At 70.5% G+C, this 16,599-nt stretch carries 13 protein-coding genes; 8 read left to right on the forward strand and 5 right to left on the reverse strand.

The genetic code is table 11. The annotated features are described in order from the left end of the window. The 4 genes from RT323_RS02120 to RT323_RS02135 all read left to right on the forward strand — a co-directional run. On the forward strand, positions 1 to 579 hold a 579-nt coding region (locus RT323_RS02120; protein WP_313404586.1), incomplete at its 5' end, for a DNA gyrase C-terminal beta-propeller domain-containing protein. Between the two features lie 4 nt (positions 580 to 583). Beyond that, positions 584 to 1,273, forward strand: coding sequence for an LppX_LprAFG lipoprotein (locus RT323_RS02125; RefSeq protein WP_313404588.1), 690 nt, complete (start codon positions 584 to 586; stop codon positions 1,271 to 1,273). Positions 1,274 to 1,280: 7 nt separating this feature from the next. Next, the gene (locus tag RT323_RS02130; RefSeq protein WP_313404590.1) at positions 1,281 to 2,990 is read left to right on the forward strand and encodes an MFS transporter; all 1,710 of its coding nucleotides are present in this window, start codon (positions 1,281 to 1,283) and stop codon (positions 2,988 to 2,990) included. Next, a complete protein-coding gene (locus RT323_RS02135) occupies positions 2,987 to 3,481 on the forward strand; it encodes a carbonic anhydrase (protein ID WP_313404592.1) in 495 nt (164 codons plus the stop codon). Before RT323_RS02130 ends, RT323_RS02135 begins: the two co-directional genes overlap by 4 nt. Positions 3,482 to 3,535: 54 nt before the next feature. Here the strand turns inward: RT323_RS02135 and RT323_RS02140 are convergent, their stop codons facing one another. After that, on the reverse strand, positions 3,536 to 5,704 hold the full coding sequence (locus RT323_RS02140; RefSeq protein WP_396171752.1) for a type IIA DNA topoisomerase subunit B: 2,169 nt from the start codon (positions 5,702 to 5,704) through the stop codon (positions 3,536 to 3,538). Between RT323_RS02140 and RT323_RS02145 the strand changes: the two genes are divergently transcribed. Continuing rightward, positions 5,703 to 5,936: a hypothetical protein gene (locus RT323_RS02145; protein ID WP_396171754.1), complete on the forward strand. Its 234-nt coding sequence runs from the start codon at positions 5,703 to 5,705 to the stop codon at positions 5,934 to 5,936. The two genes, RT323_RS02140 and RT323_RS02145, sit on opposite strands and share 2 nt — an antisense overlap. Positions 5,937 to 6,003: 67 nt before the next feature. Here RT323_RS02145 and RT323_RS02150 read toward each other — a convergent pair whose 3' ends face one another. After that, the gene (locus RT323_RS02150; protein WP_313404596.1) at positions 6,004 to 7,539 is read right to left on the reverse strand and encodes a phospholipase D-like domain-containing protein; all 1,536 of its coding nucleotides are present in this window, start codon (positions 7,537 to 7,539) and stop codon (positions 6,004 to 6,006) included. 104 nt (positions 7,540 to 7,643) lie between these two features. Here RT323_RS02150 and RT323_RS02155 point away from each other — a divergent pair, with 104 nt between their 5' ends. Further along, positions 7,644 to 8,885: a polysaccharide pyruvyl transferase family protein gene (locus RT323_RS02155; RefSeq protein WP_313404598.1), complete on the forward strand. Its 1,242-nt coding sequence runs from the start codon at positions 7,644 to 7,646 to the stop codon at positions 8,883 to 8,885. A 173-nt stretch (positions 8,886 to 9,058) separates the two neighbouring features. Here RT323_RS02155 and RT323_RS02160 read toward each other — a convergent pair whose 3' ends face one another. The 3 genes from RT323_RS02160 to RT323_RS02170 all read right to left on the reverse strand — a co-directional run bounded on the left by RT323_RS02160 (position 9,059) and on the right by RT323_RS02170 (position 12,963). Next, complete coding sequence (locus RT323_RS02160; RefSeq protein WP_313404600.1) at positions 9,059 to 10,348, reverse strand: RNA polymerase sigma factor; 1,290 nt, start codon at positions 10,346 to 10,348, stop codon at positions 9,059 to 9,061. Positions 10,349 to 10,451: 103 nt separating this feature from the next. After that, positions 10,452 to 11,927: a glutamate-cysteine ligase family protein gene (locus tag RT323_RS02165; RefSeq protein WP_313404602.1), complete on the reverse strand. Its 1,476-nt coding sequence runs from the start codon at positions 11,925 to 11,927 to the stop codon at positions 10,452 to 10,454. A 61-nt stretch (positions 11,928 to 11,988) separates the two neighbouring features. Continuing rightward, on the reverse strand, positions 11,989 to 12,963 hold the full coding sequence (locus RT323_RS02170) for a DUF4192 domain-containing protein (RefSeq protein WP_313404604.1): 975 nt from the start codon (positions 12,961 to 12,963) through the stop codon (positions 11,989 to 11,991). A 112-nt stretch (positions 12,964 to 13,075) separates the two neighbouring features. On the opposite strand from RT323_RS02170, the gene RT323_RS02175 reads away from it, so the two are divergent. Continuing rightward, complete coding sequence (locus RT323_RS02175) at positions 13,076 to 14,413, forward strand: DNA polymerase IV (RefSeq protein ID WP_313404607.1); 1,338 nt, start codon at positions 13,076 to 13,078, stop codon at positions 14,411 to 14,413. Beyond that, complete coding sequence (locus RT323_RS02180) at positions 14,410 to 16,542, forward strand: S9 family peptidase (RefSeq protein ID WP_313404609.1); 2,133 nt, start codon at positions 14,410 to 14,412, stop codon at positions 16,540 to 16,542. Before RT323_RS02175 ends, RT323_RS02180 begins: the two co-directional genes overlap by 4 nt. Positions 16,543 to 16,599 lie beyond the last annotated feature (57 nt).

The raw sequence follows: 16,599 nt of genomic DNA on the forward strand, positions 1-16,599 counted from the left end.
CGGCCCGACCACCTCGGCCGCGACTCGTGGGAGCTGATCCGCCTCGAGGACGGCGACAAGGTCGTCGGGGCCGTGCCGCTGCGCACCGGCGAGGAGGAGCTGGCGTTCGTCACGTCCGAGGCCCAGCTGCTGCACTTCTCCGCGTCGCTCGTCCGTCCGCAGGGCCGCTCCGGCGGTGGTGTGGCCGGCATCAAGCTCGGCGCGGGCGCCCACGTCGTCGCCTTCGGCGCGGTCTCGGACCTCGAGTCCGCCCACGTCGTCACCGTGGCCGGCAGCTCGGACGCCCTGCCCGGGACCCAGGCCGGCTCGGTCAAGGTCAGCCCCCTGGCCGCCTACCCGGCGAAGGGCCGAGGGACCGGAGGCGTGCGCTGCCAGCGCCTGCTGCGCGACGAGGACGCGCTCGTGTTCGCGTGGGTCGGCGACGGTGCGCCCATCGCGTCCGCCGCGTCCGGATCGCCCGTCGACCTGCCCGAGCCCGTCGAGAAGCGTGACGCGTCGGGCACGCCGGTCGCCCAGCCGATCGCAGGCGTGTCCGCGTCCGCTCATGACCTCACCGTCGGGGCGGACGTGCCAGACTGACGCCGTGTTTTCACGACGACTGCCTGCCCTGCTCCTTGGTGGCGCCCTCCTGCTCGGCGGGTGCACGGGTGACGACGACGGCGGCTCGGCCCCGGCCGACGAGCGGCTGGACGCCGCCGCTGAGGTGCTGGCCGACGCCGAGTCGTTCGACATCTCGCTGACCACCCCCGAGCTGCCCAGTGGCACGAAGGGCCTGCTCTCGGCCACGGGGATCGGCGACCACTCCCCCGCCTTCCAGGGCGACGTGAAGGTGGTCGCGGGCGGCGCCTCGATCGGCGCCGAGGTCATCGCCGTCGACGGCAGGGTCTGGGCCAAGACGGGCTTCTCGCCCCTGTGGGCGCCGCTCGACCCCGCCTCGCTCGGCGCGCCCGACCCGGCCGACCTGGTCGGCCAGGACTCCGACTCGGGCGTCGGATCGCTGCTCGGCGTCACCGAGGACGTCGAGGCCGGCGACCGCTCGCGCGACGGCGACGAGGTGCTGACCAAGATCACCGGCACGATCGCCGGGGACCGCATCAAGGCCCTGATCCCGACGGCCGACGAGGCCGCGACGTTCGCCGTCACGTACCGCCTCACCGACGACGACGAGCTGCACGACGCGCAGATCAAGGGCCCGTTCTACGGCGACGAGGACGTCACCTACACGCTGACCCTGGACCCGCGGGACGAAGCCGCCGCCATCGAAGCGCCCTGATCCGGTGGTGACGAAGGAGCTGGCATCGCGCGGGCTGCTCACGCTCGCCGCCGTCGCGATCGGCTTCGCCGCCGCCGACACCTACGTCGTCGTCCTGGCCCTGCCGGACATGATGACGGCGGCGGGCCTGACCGTCGACGACCTGCAGCGAGCGGCTCCGATCATCTCGGGATTCCTGCTCGGCTACGTCGCCGTGCTGCCGCTGATCGGGCGCGTGTCCGACCTGCGTGGCCGCGTGCCCGTCCTGATGGGCTGCCTGATCATCTTCGCCATCGGCTCGGTCGTCACCGCCGCCGGCTACGACCTCACGACGATCGTCCTGGGTCGGCTCATCCAGGGCATCGGGGGCGGCGGCCTCATCCCGCCGACCCTCGCGCTGATCGCCGACACGTGGCCGGCGGAGCGCCGGGGCCTCCCGCTCGGCGTCGTCGGTGCCGTGCAGGAGCTGGGCAGCGTCGTCGGCCCGCTGTGGGGCGCGGCGATCCTGGCCTTCGGCACATGGCACGACATCTTCTGGCTCAACGCGGCCGTCGGCCTGGTCATCGCCGCCGCCCTCCTGCGGCACCGCGCCCCCGACCGCGAGCGACCTCCGTTCGACCTCATCGGGCTGTTGCTCGCGGGGCTGGCCGGGGCCTGCCTCCTGCTCGTCATGCTCGAGCCCGACCGGCTCACGACGGGCGTCACGAGCGGACTCGCGTTCCTGCCCGTCGCCGGCGAGTCCCGTTGGCTCACACCCGTCGCGTTGGCGGGCTATGCCCTCCTGCTGGCCTTCGTGCTGCGCCAGGCCACAGCGGCGTCGCCGCTGCTGGACTGGCGCGGGTGGGGCGAGATCGCGCGCGAGACCGACCTGTGGGGCGCCGCCGCGCTCACGGTCGCGCTCGGTGCCGTCATCGTCACGTTCGCCAGCGCCGAGCCCGAGACGGCCGCGCTGTCCGAGGACGCGATCGTCCTGCTGCCTCTCGCCGCCGTCGCCCTCGCGCTGTTCGTGTGGCGGGGCCGCCGGGCGGCGAACCCGCTGATCCCGCGGGGCTCGCTCGCGTCGAGGCCCGCCTGGGGCTCGATCACCGTGTCCTTCTTCGTCGGCGCCGCGCTCATCGCCGCACTCGTGGACATCCCGTTCTTCGCGCGCCTCACGATCGCGCCCGACGACCAGCTCGAGGCGGCGCTCGTGCTCGTGCGGTTCCTGGTCGCGCTCCCCGTCGGGGCGGTGCTGGGCGGCTGGCTCCTGCGGCGCTGGTCGGCCGCACCGCTGACCGCCGGCGCCCTCGCGCTCTCCGGCGCCTGCTTCCTCGTCATGGCGCGGTGGGACGCGTCGTCCCTGGAGTCGTTCACCTCCACGGTCGTGCTCGCGGCCTGCGGCCTGGGCTTCGGCCTGGCGATCGCGCCCGTGAACGCGGCACTGCTCGAGCACACGGCCGACGACGTCCACGGGCTCGCGAGCGCGTTGCTGGTGGTCGCGCGCATGATCGGCATGCTGATCGGGATCTCGGCCCTCACCACGGTCGGCCTGCGCGCGTTCCATGCCGCTGTCTCCGACCTGCCCCCGATCGAGCAGCTGTGCGGCGACACCAGCTCGTGCAAGGCGTACACCAGCGCGATGCGCGAAGCCGGGATCGCGCAGTTGCAAGCCGTCTTCGCCGGTGCCGCGATCGCCGCGTTCATCGGCGCCGCCCTCGCGCTGCTGCTCCTGCGGCGCCGCGCTACGTTTTCTTCGTGAACACGACCTTCGACGACCTACTGGAAGCGAACCGGCTCTACGCCCAGGACCACGAGGGAGGCTTCGACGGCATCGCGCGCGCCGGCGTCCTGATGGTGACGTGCATGGACTCGCGCATCGACCCGCTCGCGATGATCGGCCTCAAGGAGGGCGACGCGAAGATCCTGCGCAATCCCGGTGGTCGCGTCACCGACCAGGTCCTCGTCGCCATCGTGCTGGGCGTCAGCCTGCTCAAGGTCAACCGCGTCCTGGTCATCGAGCACACGCGCTGCGCCATGGCGTCGTCCACCGAGGAGCAGGTCAAGGAGGGAATCGCCAGCTTCACCGGCACGGACGCGTCCTGGATGACGATCGGCGTCATCGAGGACCAGGAGTCCACGGTGCGCCACGACGTGCACCGGGTGAAGAGCCACCCCCTCGTGCCCGACTCCGTCGAGGTCGGCGGCTTCCTCTACGACGTCGACTCGGGCCTGCTCAAGCCCGTCGAGTAGGACCCGCCGACCGGGTCTCGGTACGCCCCGACGAACGAGTGGGGCGTACCGGGATCAGGCGTCGATCATCTCGGCGTCGATCTCGTACGCGCCCTGGATGATGAACTCCTTGCGCGGCGGGACCTCGTTGCCCATCAGCAGCTCGAAGACCTCGGCGGACACCTCGGCGTCGTCGACCGTGAGTCGGCGCAGCGTGCGGTGGCGCGGATCCATCGTCGTCTCGGCCAGCTGGTCGGCGTCCATCTCGCCCAGGCCCTTGTAGCGCTGGGGGGCGTCCTTCCACCGGATGTTGCGCTTCTTCAGCTCGGCCAGCTTGCGCTGCAGCTCGGCGTCGGAGTACGTGTAGATGTACTTGTCCTGGCCCTTCTTCGGCGAGACCAGCTCGATGCGGTGCAGCGGCGGGACCGCCGTGTACACCCGTCCGGCCTCGACCAGCGGCCGCATGTAGCGGAAGAACAGCGTCGCCAGCAGGCAGCGGATGTGCGCACCGTCGGAGTCGGCGTCGGCCATGAAGATGATCCGGCCGTAGCGGGCGGCGTCGATGTCGAACGTGCGGCCCGAGCCGGCGCCGACGACCTGGATGATCGACGAGCACTCGGCGTTCTTGAGCATGTCACCGATGCTGGCCTTCTGGACGTTGAGGATCTTGCCGCGGATCGGCAGCAGGGCCTGGAACTCGGCGTCGCGCGCGGACTTGGCCGTGCCGAGCGCGGAGTCGCCCTCCACGATGAACAGCTCGGAGCGCTCGACGTCGTTGCTGCGGCAGTCGGCCAGCTTCGCCGGCAGCGCGCTGGACTCGAGGGCGTTCTTGCGCCGCTGGGTGTCGCGCTGCTGGCGCGCCGCCAACCGGGTGCGGGACGCGGCGACGACCTTCTCCATGACGAGGCGCGCCTTGGCCTTCTGGGCCGTCTTGTTCGTCGTCAGGAACTCCTTGAGTTCACGCGTGACGATCTTGTTGACGATGCGGGTGACGGCCGGCGTGCCCAGCACCTCCTTGGTCTGGCCCTCGAACTGCGGCTCCGCGAGGTTGACCGTCACGACGGCCGTGATCCCCTCGAGCACGTCGTCCTTGATGACGTCCGGATCGCCGTTCTTGAGCAGTCGCGTCGTGCGCAGCACCTCGTTGAAGGTCTTCGTCATGCCGCGCTCGAACCCCGACACGTGGGTGCCGCCCTTCGGCGTCGCGATGATGTTGACGTAGGACCGCAGCACCGTGTCGTAGTCGGTGCCCCAGCGCAGCGCGATGTCGACGCCCAGCGTCCGCTCGACGTCCTGGGGCGTCATGTGGCCCTTGCTGTCGAGCACGGGCACGGTCTCGACGAACGTGTCCTCGCCCTGGATCCGCACGACGTCGCTGACGGGAGCGTCGGGCGCGAGGAACTCGCAGAACTCGGAGATGCCGCCCTCGTGGAGGAACTCCTCCTCCTGGGGCTCGTCGCCGCGCTCGTCGCGGATGACGATGCGCAGTCCCGGCACGAGGAACGACGTCTGGCGCGCACGGGCGACGAGGTCCTCGTACGAGAACTTGGCGCCCTTGATGAAGATCTGCGGATCGGCCCAGTAGCGCACGCGGGTGCCGGTGCGGGCCTTGGCGACCTTGCCGACCTTGTGCAGCGTGTTGTCCTCGGTGAAGTCGGCGTCGATGGCGTCGCCCTTGAACGTGCCGGGCACGCCGCGACGGAACGACATCGCCCAGGTGGCGCCGCCCTTGTCGACCTCGACGTCCAGGCGGGCGGAGAGGGCGTTCACGACCGATGCGCCGACACCGTGCAGGCCGCCCGTCGCGTTGTACGAGCCGCCGCCGAACTTCCCGCCCGCGTGCAGCTTCGTGTAGACGACCTCGACGCCGGTCAACCCGGTCTTGGGCTCCACGTCGACCGGCACACCGCGCCCGTTGTCGCGGACCTCGACGGAGCTGTCGGCGTGCAGCAGGACCTCGATGTTGGTGCAGTGCCCACCGAGGGCCTCGTCGACGGAGTTGTCGATGATCTCCCAGAGGCAGTGCATGAGACCGCGCGTGTCGGTCGAGCCGATGTACATGCCCGGGCGCTTGCGCACCGCCTCGAGTCCCTCGAGGACGAGCAGATTGCGCGCGTCGTAGGTCGAAATGTCCTTCTCCTCCTCGTCAGTCCCCCGACCTCCCACGGTATCGAGCGCGACCGAGCGAACCGACACGCGGCACCGCGTGTCCGCGGGCTTTTGGGTCGATGAGAGAGTATTCATGGAGATGTTCGACCCCCGACGAAACGAGGACACCGTGACGGCCACCGCCGAGTTCCCCGCCCTCACCACAGCCGACCGTTGTGACCGCTGTGGCGCCCAGGCCTTCGTCCGCGTCGAGCTCTCGTCCGGCGCGGACCTGGTCTTCTGCGGGCACCATGCCCGCCAGCACGAGACGCGCCTGCGCGAGATCGCTGTCGACTACCGCGACGAGAGCGACCGCCTGACCGTCTGAGCGACCACGACGAAGGCCCGGTTCCGACAGTGTCGGGACCGGGCCTTCGTCGTCGGCGGCTGAGGCCTCAGTACTTGAAGATGCCGTAGGCCTTCGTCTGGGTGACCGAGCGCCAGTGCTCGACGTACGAGTCATAGACGTCCGGGTCGGTGGTGATGGTCGTCATCTCGTCGCTGGCGACGAGGTTCGAGCCGGTGAGGTTGGCCGAGCCGGCCAGCACGAGCTTGACCCGCGCGCCGTCGCGCGGCCAGGCGCGACCGCTGGGGAGGCGCTCCTCGGGGTTCATCGCGTTCCGCTTGAGCTTCGCGTCGACCAGGATCGTCTTGTCGTGGATCTGGGCGTACGCGGCGTCAACCTCGGTCCGCGACGTCTTGAGGACGTCCAGGATCGGCTTGCACACGCGCAGCAGGTGGCGGCAGTGCTCGAGGTAGTTCTTCTTCCAGTCGTCCTTGAACGCGACGAGCGAGACGCGGCAGCCGCCGTTGTTGAGCGCCGCCAACTTGTACGCCAGCGCGATGCGGCGGTACTTGAAGCGGTTCTCCATGACGCGGATGCGGCACTGCTGGTCCGGCACGATGCGGTTCAGCATGTTGAGGATAGGGTCACGGCCGTTGGTCGGCGTGGCCCTGATCGGCGTCACGTGGACCGTGTAGTTCGCCAGGTTCGAGTAGAGCATCCCGCGGCTGGCGTAGGCGCTGGTGTAGCCGTCACGCTTGGCGGTGCGGTAGCCGTAGCGCGTCTTGCGCTTGGCGATGTAGCGCATGTAGTCGCGACCGACGTTGCGCTCGGCCCACATGTCGTTCCAGACGCCGCGCATCTGGAACCACAGCTTCTTGTCGTTGTAGACGGTGCTGCCGTTGTTGTACGTGCGCTCGCCGCTGCGGCCGCCGAAGTTGGTCGAGCCGGTCCACACGACGCCACGCGCCCGCTTGTTGCTGCGCGTGTAGGTGTCGCTGACCATGACGATCTTGGAGTGCATGATCGCGCCGCTGATGCTGGACAGGCAGGCCATCGACTTGCGCTTCCCGCAGATCTTGTAGGCCCCGTACCTGGTGCCGTTGAGCTGGCTGCGCAGCTTGCGCGAGGCGCCCGAGTGGTGCGCGTCGGGGTGGATGAACCGGACGTTGACGCCAGCCTTCGCGGCGCGGACGAGCTCGCGGCCCACGCGCACCGACTCCTCCATGCGCGAGTTGGCGGCGTAGACCCACGTCGCGCGGCGCTGCTTCTTGGACTTGAGCTTGCCGGCCGGCGTCTTGTACGAGCCGCGGATGAGGCGCTCGAGGTCGTTCAACAGCGAGAAGTCGCGGTTCGACCAGCCCTTGTCGAAGTACGGGCGCGAGAAGTTGGCCTCGACGTCGACCGGGTAGCCGGCACCGTACGGACGCCGGGACGTGGCAGCGGCGGCGACCGCCTGCGGCTCGGCGGACCGAGGCTCGGCCTCGGCGGCCGGGGCCTGGGTCTCGGTCGCGGCCGGGGCGGCGTCGGACGTGCTCTCGGGGGTCACCTCGTCGGCACCGAAGGTCGACGTGGCAGCGACGAGTGGCAGCACGAGGGCTCCGATCGCGGCGACGGACGCGAGCCGAAGACGTTGGCTGACGATCACAGATGAACTCCCCGAGACGATAAGAACGGTCGCATCAGACTAACCCATCGGTCGCGGCCGCCACGTCAACGCGGCGGCGGTGGGGCGCCGGTAGAGTGACGGGCGTGGCGCGCATTCTCCTGAAGGTCCACCACCCCGCGCTCGATCCGGCGGACGCCCCGACGGTCCTGGACCGCAACCTGATCGGCAACAACGTCGGCAACCTGGCCTTCAGCTACGCCGCGGAGCGACTGCTCAGCCACCCCGGCGACCAGGTGACCGCCGCGCCCACGGGACCGTGGTTCGCCGATCCGGCGCGGGTCAACCGTGAGTTCGACCACGTCGTCTTCCCGCTGGCCAATCACTTCCGCGCGTCGAACCTCAAGGCGCTCGAACGACAGTCGGCCGCGATCGAGCAGCTCACGACGCGGTTCACGGTGCTGGGGGTCGGCGCGCAGGCCGACCTCGACGGCAATGCGCCGCGCGAGGAGCGTGAGGCCGTCGACCGTGCCACCACCCGGTTCGTGCGCGCCGTCCTGCGGCTCGGTCCCTCGATCGGCGTGCGCGGCGACTTCACGAAGGAGTACCTGCTCGGGCTGGGCTTCGACGACTCCGAGGTCGACGTCATCGGCTGCCCGTCGCTGTTCCTGCACGGCCCCGAGCTCCCGCTGCGCCTGCCCGGCCGGATCGCCGACGACGATCCCATCGCCGTCACGATCTCGCCCTACGTGACCGAGATGGGGCCGATCCTGCGCCGGAGCCTGCGCCGGCACCCCCACCTGACCTACATCGGCCAGGACCATCGCACGCTGAGGCTCCTGCTGCACGGCAAGCCGCTGCCGGGCGACGATCCGCTGCTCCCCCTGCACCCCGACCACCCGGTGTTCGCTCCCGGCCGGACGGTCTTCCCCGTGAACATCCCCGCGTGGCAGGAGTTCCTGCAGACCCAGCGCTTCACCTTCGGCACCCGCATCCACGGGACGATCGTGTCGCTCATCTCGGGCACGCCGGCGGTGCTGCTGGCCCACGACTCCCGGACGCTCGAGCTCGCCAAGTACCACGCCATCCCCTTCGTGCGCCTCGACGAGCACGATCCGGACGAGATCTCGGCGCCGGACCTGTACGCGCAGGCCGACTGGTCCTCGCTGGTCGACGGGCACGCGCGCCGCTTCGACACGTACGCGGCATTCCTCGAGCGCCACGAGCTCCGGCACGGGTTCGGCCCGGACGGTGGCGCCGAGCGGTTCGATGCCGCCGTGTCCGCCGTGGCGGTCGACCCCGGATATCCGCCGGTGGTCCGCTCGGATGCCGGCCCTCCCCCGCTGCTGCGACGCGTGGCGCGAGCCGCGCGACGCCGGCTCGGCTGAGGGATGGGTCTGCCCCGCCCGCGCCACCCACTTGTGGAACGGGTTTACCTCGCTGAGGGCGCAGAGCGGTAAACGCGCACCAAATGTTGGAGTGAGGCGGTCGGCAGGTCGTCCGCCACCAGCAGAACGCCCGCCCGGCAATGCCGGGCGGGCGTTCTGGAGACGGAGTGAGCTCAGTCGAGGTAGTCGCGCAGGACCTGCGAACGCGACGGGTGACGCAGCTTGCTCATTGTCTTGGACTCGATCTGACGGATGCGCTCGCGCGTGACGCCGTAGACCTTGCCGATCTCGTCGAGCGTCTTGGGCTGGCCGTCGGTGAGGCCGAACCGCATCGAGACGACGCCGGACTCACGCTCGCTGAGCGTGTCGAGCACGGCGTGCAGCTGCTCCTGGAGCAGCGTGAACGACACGGCGTCGGCCGGGACGATCGCCTCGGAGTCCTCGATGAGGTCGCCGAACTCGCTGTCGCCGTCCTCGCCCAAGGGCGTGTGGAGGCTGATCGGCTCGCGGCCGTACTTCTGGACCTCGACGACCTTCTCGGGCGTCATGTCCAGCTCGACCGCCAGCTCCTCGGGCGTGGGCTCGCGGCCCAGGTCCTGCAGCATCTGGCGCTGGACGCGGGCCAGCTTGTTGATGACCTCGACCATGTGCACGGGGATGCGGATCGTGCGGGCCTGGTCGGCCATCGCGCGGGTGATCGCCTGGCGGATCCACCACGTCGCGTAGGTCGAGAACTTGAAGCCCTTGGTGTAGTCGAACTTCTCGACCGCACGGATCAGGCCCAGGTTGCCCTCCTGGATGAGGTCGAGGAAGAGCATTCCTCGGCCGGTGTAGCGCTTGGCCAGCGAGACGACGAGTCGCAGGTTGGCCTCGAGCAGGTGGTTCTTCGCGCGGCGGCCGTCGACGATGATCCAGTCCAGCTCCTCGCGCAGCTTGTCGGCCACGCGCTTGGACTTGGCGATCTTCTCCTCGGCGAACAGGCCGGCCTCGATGCGCTTGGCCAGCTCGACCTCCTCGGCGGCGGTCAGCAGCGCGACCTTGCCGATCTGCTTGAGGTAGTCCTTGACCGGGTCGGCCGTCGCGCCGGCGACGGTCACCTGGACCGCGGGCTCGTCGGTCTCGTCGGCGCTGGAGAGCGTGAAGCTGGCGGACGCCTCGTCCTCCTTGAGCGTGGGATCTTCCTTCAGATCCTTCTCGAAGACCTCGTCGGCGATGTCCGGCAGAACCTTCTTGCCATCGGGACCGACGACCGGCACGGGCGTCTCGAGGACGTCGGCCAGGTCGACCTGGTCGGTCAGCACGACTTCCTTGGCAGCTGCCTTCTTCGCCGGAGCCTTCTTCGCGGCGGCCTTCTTGGCGGGTGCCTTCTTGGCGGCCGCCTTCTTCGCCGGAGCCTTCTTCGTTGCCGTGGCGGGCGCCTGCTTCGTGTTCGCAGCCTCTTCGGTCTGGGCGGCACGAGTCACCGGGACATCAACCTCACAACGTCGTTCTGGGCATGACAATGAGGCCTGCGGTCAACCTCTGGCACCAGTGTGCCACGGCCCACCACACTACCGGCGCAGCGGCTCAGTCGACCGGCCAGGTGTGCACCGGTTCCCCCTCGTGCATGTGCTCCGCGTAGCGACGGGTGACGCCGCGCATCGTGTCGAAGACGTCCTTGCCACGGTCGTGGAGATGGTCGAACTGCTCGATCATCCACGTCGAGCCGTTGCGGCCGGTCACGCAGCGCCGCTCGATGATCTGGAGGAACTCGTCGATCACCGCGCCGTCCACGCCGCGGCGCTCGAGCCCGACGTGCGCCAGCGGCAGCAGGTGGCGCAGCACGAGCTCGCGCACGGGGACGGCCCCGACACCCGGCCAGAAGGCCTCGGCCTCGATCCCGGCCACGGCCGCCTCGTGGAAGCCCTCCTCTGCCGCCCGGAACGACAGCTGGCTCCAGACGGGGCGCTCCTGCTCTGTCAGCGCGGTCACCAAGCCGTAGAACAGCGCGGCGTTCGCCACGGTGTCGCGCACGGTGGGGCCGGCCGGAAGCAGCCGGTTCTCGACCCGCAGGTGCGGCTTGCCGTCGACGACGTCGTAGATCGGGCGGTTCCAGCGCCAGATCGTGCCGTTGTGCAGGCGCAGCTCGCCCAGCTTCGGGATCCGGCCCGCCTCGATCTCGGCGACCGGGTCCTCGTCGTCGACGATGGGCAGCAACGCCGGGAAGTACCGGGAGTTCTCCTCGAACAGGTCGAAGACCGAGGTGATCCACCGGTCGCCGAACCACACCCGGGGCCGCACGCCCTGGGCCTTGAGCTCGGCCGTGCGGGTGTCGGTCGCCTGCTCGAACAGCGCGATCCGCGTCTCGTGCCAGAGCCGCTTGCCCAGCAGGAACGGCGAGTTGGCACCCACCGCGATCTGGACGCCGGCGATCGCCTGCGCCGCGTTCCACGTGGGCGCGAAGTCGTCGGGCTCGACCTGCAGGTGCAGCTGCGTGCTGGTGCAGGCGGCCTCGCCGATGATCGTGTCGATCGTCGTGCGCAGCCGCTCGACCCCGTTGATGACGATGTGGATGTCCTCGCCGCGCGCGGTCAGGATCTGCTCGGACAGCAGGTGGTACCGGGGGTTGGCCGAGATCGTCTCGCGCGTGAAGTGGGCGTGGTCGAGGGTCGGCAGGATGCCGATCATCATCAGCCCGGTGTCGACCGTCTGGGCCTTCGCCTGCGCCGCGTTCAGGTCGTCGCGCATCTCCTCGGCCATCGTCGCCAGGCCCCGTCCCGCGACGGGGGCGGGCGGCACGTTGATCTCGATGTTGAACCGGCCGAGCTCGGTCTGGAAGTCCTCGTCGGCGATCGCGTCGAGGGTCTCGGAGTTGCGCAGCGCCGGATCGCCCTCGTCGTCGACGAGGTTGAACTCGATCTCGATGCCGACGTGGGGGTCGGGCACCGAGAAGTCCTGCTGTCCGAGCATCGCCGCGAGGACGTCGAGGTTGCGACGCACCTTGGCGCGATAGCGCGCCCGGTCCTCACCGGTGAACTCGCGGGCTTCGACGTCTTGTCCCATGCCGTCCAGCCTAGGACCAGAACGGCCCACTCCGCCGGGTGAGCGTGACGGGTGGGTCGCCTCATGCGGTGAGTGACGGGGCGTCCCACAGGCCCGGGTGCACGCCGGCCTGCACGACCTCGGCCAGCAGCCGCGCCATCGAGTACTCGGGGTCGATCCTCAAGGCCTCCTCGAACGCCACCACCGCCCGGGCCCCGTCGCCCGCCTGCCACGCCGCGAACCCCGCCAGGCTGAGCACTGCCGGAGCGAAGTCGGGCACGGCGACCCGGCAGGCCGCGGCCCACACGGCGTGCATCGCGAGCGCGTTCTCACCGTCGATCCGCACCCACGCGGCGTCGCGCACGCTGATCGACGCCACCAGCACGGCCACCTCCACGAGGTCGCCGTCGGTGAGCCTCTCCCCCGCCAGGGCGCGATCGACGAGCGACGCGACCCGCGTGCGCTCCTGCTCGACCAGGTCGTCCACGTCCGGCCGCAGCGCCCGGGCGACGAAGGCCTCGACGACGTGGTCGTGGGCGGCGTCGAGCCAGCGCAGCCGCTCCCCCGTCGGCCCGGCGACCTCGGCATACAACTCGGCACGGTCGCCGAGGACGACGATGCCCTCGGTGATGGCGTGCAGGCGCGCCTCGTGGTGGTCACTGAGCGCGTACGGCTCTCCTTCGACGGGGCCACCCGGCAGGTCGGTCCAGAAGCGGTCGTCGTCCGCCCACAGGGCCACGCGGCACGTCCCGCGCGGCAGCTCTTCCCGCAAGGAGAACAGCATCGTGCGAGCGCGCTCCGCGTCGGCCGAGAGCGCGAACAGCAGGAAGCCGTCGCCCCCGTTGCGCACCAGGTGCGGCGCCAGCTCGGCCGCCAGCGCGCCCTCGCGACCCGCCTCAGGAAGGTCGTGACGCAGCCGGAAACCGAACGCGTTGCGGTCGGAGTGGACGCACACGCCGATCACGCTCTCGCGCGGGACGAACCCGAAGATCGTGGGAAGGGTGTTGAGCAGGTCCTCGAAGGAATGGGCGCGGTACGGCGCTCGGTGCTGGGTCATGACCCGAGCCTCGTGATCGCGGCGTCGCGCGAACAGGGGTGCGCACAGGCCTGTGCACAGCCATCGCGCCATCCACAGTCCGGCGGTCGACGCCGGCCGTCACAATGGGCGCATGCGTCCGACCGCGTCGATCCTGCACCTGGATCTCGATGCGTTCTTCGCCTCCGTCGAGCAGCGCGACAAGCCCTCGTTGCGCGGCAAGGCGGTCATCGTCGGCGGGATCGGCCAGCGCGGCGTCGTCTCGACCGCCTCCTACGAGGCCCGCCGCTTCGGCGTGAGGTCGGCCATGAGCATGGCCGAGGCGCGATCGCGCTGTCCCCACGCCGCCTTCCTCTCGGGTCGGTTCGACGCCTACCGCGAGGCATCGTCGCTCGTCATGGGCCGCCTGCGCCAGCTCTCCCCCGCCGTCGAGCCGCTCTCGCTCGACGAGGCCTTCGTCGACCTCGCCGCCGGTGAGGACTTCGATCCGCAGGCCGTCCCCGATCTCGTCGACGAGCTCCGCCGGGACGTCACCCGCCTCACCGACGGGCTGACCGCATCGGTGGGCGTCGCGACATCGAAGCTGATGGCCAAGATCGCGAGCGAGATCGAGAAGCCGGACGGATCGTTCATCGTCGCGCCGGGCACCGAGCGGGACCTGCTCGGCCCGATGCCCGTCACGGCGATCGCCGGCGTCGGCCCGGCGACGGCCGCGCGCCTGCACCATGTGGGCATCAATCGCGTCGCCGACGTCTGGCGCCACTCGCAGGCCGAGCTCGTCGACCTGCTCGGCCAGGCGTCCGGCACCTCCCTGCACCGCCTGTCGCGCGGGATCGACGACCGTGACGTGAGCTCCCATCGCGAGAACAAGTCCGTCAGCACGGAGGACACGTTCGAGACCGACATCGTCGACCGCGGCGAGCTGGGCCTGATCTGCGATGCGCTCGCGCGGCGGACGGCAGGCCGGCTGCGCAAGGCGGGACTCTCGGGGCGCACCGTGACGCTCAAGGTCCGCTACCACGACTTCAGCACCCACACCCGCTCCATCACGCTCGCGGCACCGACGGACCAGCCGCGCCTGATCATGGAGACCTCGCGGCGACTGCTGGACGCCACCGACACCCTCGGCGGCCTGCGCCTTCTCGGCGTGGGCGTGAGCGGGCTGGCGGACTGGGTCCAGGACGACCTGTTCACGCAGGACGCGCCGGAGCTCGCCGAACCCGAGCCCGACGCCCCGCGCACACCGGCCGATCCGCCTCGCGCCCAGGAGTGGTCGCCCGGGATGGACGTGCACCACGCCGAGCACGGTGACGGCTGGGTCTGGGGGCGCGGACTCGGGCTGGTGACCGTCCGGTTCGAGACGCGGCACACCCCCGTCGGGCCCGTCCGCACGCTCCGGGCGGACGACCCCGACCTCGTTCCCGGCCATCGAGAGTCCGTGTCGGCCCCGGCCGGTACGGTCGAGGAATGACCGATCCCGGGCCTGCCGTCCCCCGCGCGCCGCGCCGTCCCCTCGAGCGCACCCACCACGGCGACACCGTCGTCGACGCCTACGACTGGCTGCGCGACAAGGACGATCCCGAGACGATCGCGTACCTCGAGGCCGAGAACGCATGGGCCGAGGACACCACCGCGCACCTGGCCGACCTGCGCGAGCAGATCTTCACCGAGATCAAGGAACGCACACTCGAGACCGACATGTCGGTGCCCGTCCGGCACGACCGCTGGTGGTACTACTCGCGCACCGTCGAGGGCAGCCAGTACGCCATCCGCTGCCGCGCACCGATCGCCGGTCCGGACGACTGGGACCCGCCCACGGTCGAGGTCGGCTCCACGATCGCCGGCGAGGAGGTCCTGCTCGACTCCAACGTCGAGGCCGAGGGCCACGAGTTCTTCTCGCTGGGCGCGTTCAGCATCTCCGACGACGGCGACCTCCTGGCGTGGTCCGTCGACACCGCCGGCGACGAGCGCTACACGATCCGGGTGAAGCGCATCTCCACGGGCGAGGTCCTGCCCGACGCCGTCGAGGGCGCCGCTCCGGGCGCCACCTGGTCGCGGGACGGGCGCCACCTCTTCTACGTCACCGTCGACGACGCCTGGCGGCCGCACCGCGTGTGGCGCCACGAGCTCGGCAGCACGGCCGAGGACACACTGGTCTTCGAGGAGCCCGACGAGCGATTCTTCGTCGGCGTCGGCCGCAGCAGCTCCGAGCGCTTCCTGATGATCGCGGTCGGCTCGAAGATCACCTCCGAGGTGCGCCTGCTGGACGCCGACGACCCCACGGGCGAGTTCACGATCGTGTGGCCCCGGCGCGAGGGCATCGACTACTCCGTCGAGCACCTCGTCGTCGGCGGGCGCGACCGGCTCGCGATCCTGCACAACGACGGCGCGGTGAACTTCGAGCTGGTGTTGGCCCCGCTGGAGGACCCGACCGACACGACGGTCCTGGTGCCCGGATCCGACGAGCTGCGCCTCGAGGGTGCCGACGCCTTCGCTCGCCACCTCGTGCTGTCCTACCGCCGCGACGCCACGACCCGTCTGGCGCTGATGCCGATCCACGACGACGGCATCGGCGACATGCAGGAGCTGGAGTTCGACGCCGAGCTGTTCACGTGCGGCTTGGGCGGCAACGCCGAGTGGGACCCGCGGTACCTGCGGATCGGCTACGCGTCCTACGTCGAGCCGGCCACGATCTGGGACCTCGACCCCGCCACCGGCGAGCGCCTGCTGCGCCGTCGCGCCACCGTCCTGGGCGACTTCGACCCGGCCGACTACGAGCAGCACCGGTCCTGGGTGCGGGCCGAGGACGGCGCCCTCGTCCCGCTCTCGATCGTGTGCCGCCGTGGCACGCCGCGTGATGGCACGGCGCCCGCGATGATCTACGGCTACGGCTCGTACGAGATCAGCCTCGACCCCGACTTCTCGATCTCGCGCCTGAGCCTGCTCGACCGCGGGTTCGTGTACGCCGTCGCCCACGTGCGTGGTGGTGGCGAGCTGGGCCGCCGCTGGTACGACGACGGCAAGCAGCTGGCCAAGCGCAACACGTTCACGGACTTCGTCTCCTGCGCGCGCCACCTCGCCGACGAGGGCTGGACGTCGCCGGATCGGCTCGTCGCCGAGGGCGGCAGCGCCGGCGGCCTGCTGATGGGTGCCGTCGCCAACCTGGCTCCGGACGCGTTCGCCGGCATCTTCGCCGACGTGCCGTTCGTGGACCCGCTCACGACGATCCTGGACCCGTCCCTGCCCCTGACGGTGATCGAGTGGGACGAGTGGGGCGATCCGCTCCACGACGCCGAGGTCTACGCGTACATGAAGGGCTACACGCCCTACGAGAACGTCGCCGACCTGCCCTATCCCAAGATCCTGGCCGGGACGTCCCTCAACGACACGCGGGTGCTGTACGTGGAGCCCGCCAAGTGGGTCGCCCGGCTGCGCGAGGTGACCGGCGCCGAGCGCGAGGTCCTGCTGCGTACCGAGATGTCCGCGGGTCACGGCGGCGTCAGCGGGCGGTACGCCGCGTGGCGTCAACGAGCCTGGGAGCTGGCCTGGATCATCGACACCGCGACCGCTGCGACGGGTGCGAAACCAAGAATGTCCTGAGAGCGGAATCCTCAGCGGCCAGACGTCGTTGTACCCGGTGAAGCCACCGTCAGGAGG

Origin of the sequence: Aeromicrobium sp. (assembly GCF_032084975.1) — a bacterium.
GTDB lineage: Bacteria > Actinomycetota > Actinomycetes > Propionibacteriales > Nocardioidaceae > Aeromicrobium.

Bases quoted from the DNA above. Each gene is read 5' to 3' on its own strand.
- RT323_RS02145 (WP_396171754.1), top strand. From the start codon at position 5,703: ATGGAGATGTTCGACCCCCGACGAAACGAGGACACCGTGACGGCCACC.
- RT323_RS02140 (WP_396171752.1), bottom strand. From the start codon at position 5,704: ATGAATACTCTCTCATCGACCCAAAAGCCCGCGGACACGCGGTGCCGC.
- RT323_RS02165 (WP_313404602.1), bottom strand. From the start codon at position 11,927: ATGGGACAAGACGTCGAAGCCCGCGAGTTCACCGGTGAGGACCGGGCG.
- RT323_RS02170 (WP_313404604.1), bottom strand. From the start codon at position 12,963: ATGACCCAGCACCGAGCGCCGTACCGCGCCCATTCCTTCGAGGACCTG.
- RT323_RS02175 (WP_313404607.1), top strand. From the start codon at position 13,076: ATGCGTCCGACCGCGTCGATCCTGCACCTGGATCTCGATGCGTTCTTC.
- RT323_RS02180 (WP_313404609.1), top strand. From the start codon at position 14,410: ATGACCGATCCCGGGCCTGCCGTCCCCCGCGCGCCGCGCCGTCCCCTC.